At 74.1% G+C, this 6,065-nt stretch carries 4 protein-coding genes and 2 pseudogenes; 5 read left to right on the forward strand and 1 reads right to left on the reverse strand.

Annotation, left to right across the window (positions count from 1 at the left end; genetic code table 11):
- A pseudogene (locus ABZ340_RS36150) lies at window positions 1–76 on the forward strand (hypothetical protein); the annotation flags it as partial.
- Here the strand turns inward: ABZ340_RS36150 and ABZ340_RS36155 are convergent.
- Entirely contained in the window at window positions 64–801 is a 738-nt protein-coding gene (locus ABZ340_RS36155) for a hypothetical protein (protein WP_358786140.1), read from the reverse strand. The pseudogene ABZ340_RS36150 and the gene ABZ340_RS36155 overlap by 13 nt on opposite strands.
- A gap of 231 nt (window positions 802–1,032) precedes the next feature.
- Here ABZ340_RS36155 and ABZ340_RS36160 point away from each other — a divergent pair, with 231 nt between their 5' ends.
- From ABZ340_RS36160 to ABZ340_RS36175, 4 genes and pseudogenes are all read left to right on the forward strand, one after another.
- Window positions 1,033–2,442, forward strand: a complete 1,410-nt coding sequence (locus ABZ340_RS36160; protein WP_358786137.1) for an NAD(P)-binding domain-containing protein — start codon at window positions 1,033–1,035, stop codon at window positions 2,440–2,442.
- A complete protein-coding gene (locus ABZ340_RS36165) occupies window positions 2,439–4,679 on the forward strand; it encodes an excinuclease ABC subunit UvrA (RefSeq protein ID WP_358786138.1) in 2,241 nt (746 codons plus the stop codon). Before ABZ340_RS36160 ends, ABZ340_RS36165 begins: the two co-directional genes overlap by 4 nt.
- 173 nt (window positions 4,680–4,852) lie before the next feature.
- Window positions 4,853–4,990, forward strand: a pseudogene (locus ABZ340_RS36170) (hypothetical protein); the annotation flags it as partial.
- Window positions 4,991–5,190: 200 nt separating this feature from the next.
- Entirely contained in the window at window positions 5,191–6,036 is an 846-nt protein-coding gene (locus tag ABZ340_RS36175; RefSeq protein WP_358786139.1) for a class I SAM-dependent methyltransferase, read from the forward strand.
- Window positions 6,037–6,065 lie beyond the last annotated feature (29 nt).

Genomic DNA, 6,065 nt, shown 5'->3' on the forward strand with positions numbered 1-6,065 from the left:
CCTGCCGCAGGTCGCCGTCTTCGACACCGCCTTCCACACGACGATGCCGGAGTCGGCCGCCCGCTATGCCATCGACGCCACCTCCTGTTGTCCGTCCGGCCGGACGGGTTTGGCTCCGTCGGTGCCGGTGAACAGGGGCCGACGGGCGGGCTGTCCGGCGGCCGGGGCGGTCTGGTGGCGGCCGTCGTCGGGGGCGGGCTGCGCCGGCGGGTGCGGCGGGTGCGGCGGGTGCGGCGGGTGCGGCGGGAGCCGGGTGAGGGGTGTGGTGTCCGGGCCGGTGCGGGTCGGCCGGACGTGCGAGTCGTGGCCGAGGGGGTGCTGGGCTGCGAATTTTGTTGGGGTGCGGATGGTGAGGGTGACGCGTGCGGTGGTGGTGAGCTCGGCGGTGTTCTGCGCCGCGGAGCTGCCCGTCCCGGCCGCGGCCGCCCGGCGGCCGGTGGACGGGGCCGGGCCGTGGTGGCCGGCGGTGTGCGGGATCTGCCCGGTGAACGGCTCCAGCCCGGGCGGCGCCGGCCGGTGCAGGCGCCCGGACGTTCCGGTGGCCGTCACGGCGGCCCGCGTGGACGGCCGGTGACTGCTCTCCGGTTCCGCCTCGAAGCCGCCGCCGGTGCGGCGGACCGCGCTGGCGTGGCAGCCGGTGCGGATGCCGGTGTCCAGGCGGTCGGCGCAGGCGGTGAGGTGGGTGGCGGCCTCGTCGCGGTGCGTGTGGCGGTGGCGGCGGCGCCGGGGAACGGGATCCGGGGCAGGGGGGTGTACCGGGCGGGCGAGAACAGCGTGAGGCTGTCGCGGTGACGCGGCCACGGCCCGGCCGACCGGTCGGACGCCTCCCGTGCCGCCGGCCGCAGCCCTCGGTGCGGCAGCGCGCGAGCGGTCGCGGGACCGGTCTGGTCGCCACCGGTCATGGCGGTGCCGACGTGCACGATCGGCAATCCCCCTGATTTCGATCCATGTCTATGTTGACTCCTGTCAATACAGGTGCCATGCTGGGCCGCACAAGCCATCGACAGATGTCGAAATATGCGAGGAGTCGCCGTGAACGCGCCCGACACCACCGAGCCGCCCGTCGTCGTGATCGGGGCCGGACCCATCGGTCTGGCCGCCGCCGCCCATCTGGTCGACCAGGGCATCGAGCCCCTGGTCCTGGAAGCCGGTCAGAGGGCTGGTGCCGCGGTGCGCGAGTGGGCGCACGTGCGCCTGTTCTCCACCTGGGGCGAGGTCGTCGACCCGGCCGCCGAGAAGCTCCTCGCCCCCACCGGCTGGACCCGGCCCGACCCGGCCACCTACCCCTCCGGCGGCGACTGGGCCGGCCTCTACCTGCAGCCCCTCGCCGACGTCCTGGGCGAGCGCGTCCGCTTCGGCGCGCGTGTCACCGGCGTCTCCCGGGCCGGCCGGGACCGGATCGTGGACGCCGACCGCGAGCGGCAGCCGTTCGTCGTGCACGTCGCTCATGCCGACGGCCGTGAGGAGCGCCTCCTGGCCCGTGCCGTCATCGACGCCTCCGGCACCTGGTCCACGCCCAGCCCGGCCGGCGGCAGCGGACTGCCCGCTCTCGGGGAGAAGGCCGCCGCGGACCGGATCACCTACCGCGTCCCGGACCTTGAGGACCCCGCAGTACGCTCCCGGTACACGGGCAAGCGCACCGCCGTCGTCGGCTCCGGCGCCTCCGCCTTCACCGCCCTCGCCCACCTCGCCGACCTCGCCAAGTCCGACGACGGTGCGGGCACGAAGGGCGTGTGGATCGTGCGCCGGGGCATTTCGGGCTCCACCTTCGGCGGCGGCGAAGCCGACCGGCTCCCGGCGCGCGGCGCCCTGGGCCTGGCGGCGAAGGCCGCCGTCGACGAGGGATATGCGGACGCGGTCACCGGCTTCCGTACCGAGGCGATCGAGCGGGCGGACGACGGCCGTCTGGTCCTGGTCGGCGAGGACGGGCGCCGCCTGGACCCGGTCGACGAGGTGATCGTCCTGACCGGCTTCCGTCCCGACCTGTCCTTCCTCGGCGAGCTGCGCCTGGGCCTCGACGAGCGCCTCCAGGCGCCCGTCGCACTCGCTCCGCTGATCGACCCCAACCAGCACTCCTGCGGCACCGTCTACCCGCACGGCCATCGCGAGCTCTCCCATCCGGAGCAGAGCGTGTACCTGGTCGGAACGAAGTCCTACGGCCGTGCCCCCACGTTCCTGGCCATGACCGGCTACGAACAGGTCCGCTCCGTCGCCGCCGCGATCGCCGGCGACCTCGAGGCCGCCGGCCGTGTCGAACTCACCCTGCCCGAGACCGGAGTCTGCGGCGGCGCCGGCCTGTTCGACGTCCCCGACGCCCGGGAGGCTGACGGTGGTGGCTGCTGCGCGCCCGCACCACAGCTCGTCCGGCTCGCCGCCCCCGCCTCCGACGAGGCCGGGGCGGGAGCCGGGCAGGCCCCGGCGGGCGGCTGCTGCGGCGTGTGACCGGCCTGGGGACCTCCACGCGCGGGACCGCGACCGGAACAGGGGACCGGTTGCGGCCCCGCGCCGCCCTGCCCGCCCTGCCCGCCCTCTGCGCCACGCAGATCACCGGTCGGGGCATCGCCTGCTGCGCCTTCCCCGTCCCCGACGCCCGGTCCACCGCCGTGACCGGCTGGCCGGCCGAGGCGACCACCGCGGTGTTCTCCCTCGCTCTCGTCGTCTCCGCCCTCGCCGGGGGACGCGCCGGATGCGTTCTCGGCCGGTGCGGCCCCCGCGCCGTCATGACCGCCGGCTCCGTGCCCGGCGTCATCAGCCTGCTGACCGTGGCCGCAGCCCCGGGCCTGCCGGCGCTCGCCGAACGGTACGGTGCCGACCTCGAACTGCCGTGGAGGGAGCTGCCCGAGGCGTTCCGGCACGCCGTCCTGCACGGTACCGGGGACGAGCCGGTCGGTTTCCGCATCACCACCCGTCAGAAGAAGTCCGGCAGCGAGACCACCGTCGAGCGCAGCGTCCCCCTCAAGGGCGTCCTCGCCGAGATGACGCGGCTGCACGAGACCGCGGGCAGCGAGTCGGCCAGGCAGCACTACGCGAGCTTCATGCGGCGCGAGGTCTGCCATGCCTGCGGCGGCACCGGCTACGGGGAGGTCGCGCGCACCCTGCGGGTCGGCGGGCTGACTTACCCGGAGGCCGTCGAGAAGTCCGTGGAGGAGCCGCACGCCTGGGCGGGGACCGTCGAACCCACGCTCACGCCCATGCAGCGCGAGGTCGCCGCCACCTTCCTGCCCGGCCTCGAGAAGCGGTTACGGCTGATGACGGCGCTCGGCCTCGGGCATCTCCAGCCGCTGCGCACCGCGCCGTCCATGTCCGGCGGCGAACTCCAGCGCGCCCGCGTCACCGCGCAGCTGAACATGGACCTCACCGGCATCATCTTCGTCCTCGACGAGCCCAGCGCCGGGCTCCACCCCGCCGACAAGCACCCCCTGCGCGAGATCCTCACCGACCTGCGCGACGCCGGCAACACCGTGCTCCTCGTGGAGCACGACCCCGAACTCGTCGCTCTGGCCGACTGGGTGGTGGACCTCGGCCCCGGTGCCGGACGGCGGGGCGGCACCCTCGTGGCCTCGGGCCCGCCCGAGGAGGTGCGCCGCGTCCCCGAGTCCGTCACCGGCGCCTATCTCGCCGGCCGCGGACCGCGCGTACGGCGGCCCAGGCGCCGGGAGGCCGGGGCGGCGGGCCATGTCGCGCTGGTGGGCGTCGACGTCCACAACGTACGGCTGGACCGCGTCACCGTCCCGCTGAACACCCTCACCTGCATCACCGGGGTCAACGGCAGCGGCAAGAGCAGCCTGCTGCACGAGGCCCTCGGCGACGGTCTCGCCGCCACCCTGCGCGGCGAGCGGCCGGCCGCCCTCGCCCGGATCGAGGGCGCGTCGGCCCTGGACTGGGTGACGGTCGTCGACCAGGACCCCATCGGTCGCACTCCCCGCTCCTGCCCCGCCACCTACACCAAGGCGTTCGACCTCATCCGCAAGCTGTACGCGGCCACCCCGCGCGCCCGCGACCGCGGCCTCACCGCCGGCGCGTTCTCCTTCAACTCCCCCGGCGGGCGCTGCGAGACCTGCACCGGGTACGGCAAGCGCCAGGTCGACCTCCACTTCATGCCGGACATGTGGGTCGTGTGCGGCGTCTGCGAGGGCCGCCGCTTCACCCCCGAGATCCTGGCCGTCCGCTACCAGGACCGGTCGATCGACGAGGTGCTCGCCATGACCGTGGACGAGGCCGCCGAGTTCTTCACCGCGCCCCGGCCCCTGGTGGCCACCCTGGACGCCGTGCGCCGCGCCGGACTCGGGTACCTCCAGCTCGGCCAGGCCGGCACCGAGCTCTCCGGCGGCGAGGCCCAGCGGCTCAAGCTGGCCAACGCCACCCTCCAGGGCAGTGACGGACGCAGCCGCGGCATGGTGCTGCTCGACGAGCCCGCCACCGGGCTGCACCCCTCCGACGTGCAGCGCATCGTCGACGCCCTCGACGTCCTGCTGGAGGCCGGCAACTCGGTCGTCGTCGCCGAACACGATCTGCACGTCGCCGCCTGCGCGGACTGGATCATCGACATGGGTCCGGGCGCCGGCCACCGCGGCGGGCGCGTCGTCGCCGAGGGCACTCCGGACCGGATCGCCCGGGGCACCGGAGTGACCGCCCGGTTCCTCCGGCCGCTCTTCGACGGCCCGACGGCCCGGGACTGACGTCCCGCCCACGTCATCCAGCCCTCTTTGAGCGATCGTCGAGCCGCGACGGGGACGGTCCCGACCATCCGGGATCCTCCCCGAACGCCGCGGCCGGGCGGGCCCCCGCCGACCGGCGCGGGTGCCCGCCCGGCCCCGGGGGCCGACTCTCCGACAGAGCTGAGGGACGCAACATGACTGCCACGCCCGACTGCCGTATCTGCGGCGGCGCACTGCACGAGTTCTTCGACTTCGGACGCCAGCCCGTCGCCGACGCGTTCGTCGACCCCGCCGGCGGGACGGAGGAGTTCTTCCACCGGCTCGCCGTTGCCATGTGCACGTCCTGCACCATGGTGCAGCTGCTGGAGGACGTGCCGCGCGAGAGGATGTTCCGCACCGACTACCCCTACCTGTCCTCCCTGTCGGCGGTGATGGGGGGGAGCACTTCCGCGGCACGGCGCGTTGCCTCCTCGACACCGAGCTGCGCGACCCCGGAGACTTCCTCGTCGAGTTCGGCAGCAACGACGGCGTCATGCTCGACACGATCCGCCGGGCCGGCCGCCGCCATCTCGGTGTCGAGCCCAGCACCGGCGTCGCCGAGGCGGCCGCCGCGCAGGGCATCCGGGTCCGCAACGCCTTCTTCGAGGAGGAGACCGCGGCCGCCGTCGCCGCCGGCGACGGCCCGGCGAAGGTGATCTACGCGGCGAACACCTTCTCCCACATCTCCTACGTCGACTCGGTCTTCCGGGGTGTCGACGCGCTCCTCGCCCCGGACGGGGTCTTCGTCTTCGAGGACCCGTACATGGCCGACATCCTCGAGCGGACGTCGTTCGACCAGATCTACGACGAGCACTTCTACTTCTTCACGGTCCGCTCCGTGCAGGCGATGGCGGCCCACCACGGCTTCGAACTCGTCGACGCGGAGTGGCTGCCGGTGCACGGGGGCGAGATCCGCTACACCGTGGCCTGCCCCGGTGTCCGCACGCCCAGCCCCGCGGTCGGCCGCTTCCTGGAGCGGGAGAAGGCCGCCCGCGTCACCGAACCCGGCACCCTGGCGCGCTTCGACGCCAACGTCGACAAGGTCCGCGACGGCCTGCGGGCCCTGCTGGAGCGCTGCCGTGACGAGGGCCGGACCGTGGTCGGTTACGGCGCCACCGCCAAGAGCGCCACCCTGACCAACTACTGCGGCATCGGCCCCGACCTGGTGTCCTTCATCGTCGACAGCACCCCCGCTAAGCAGGGCCGGCTCAGCCCCGGTTCACACATCCCGGTGCGTGCGCCCGAGGCGTTCGCCGACCCCTACCCCGACTACTGGAAGTTCTCGTGTTGTTGTCCGGGGTGGTTCTCGTTTCGGTGTCCAGCGGAGGATGCGGGTTGAGTGAGGTGATCGGCTTGTTTGCTGGGGTG

Source organism: Streptomyces sp. NPDC006134 (genome assembly GCF_040628835.1).
In the GTDB taxonomy this organism is placed as follows: domain Bacteria; phylum Actinomycetota; class Actinomycetes; order Streptomycetales; family Streptomycetaceae; genus Streptomyces.

Coding starts and splice junctions, on each gene's coding strand:
- ABZ340_RS36175 (WP_358786139.1), top strand. CDS start 5,191: ATGCTCGACACGATCCGCCGGGCCGGCCGCCGCCATCTCGGTGTCGAG.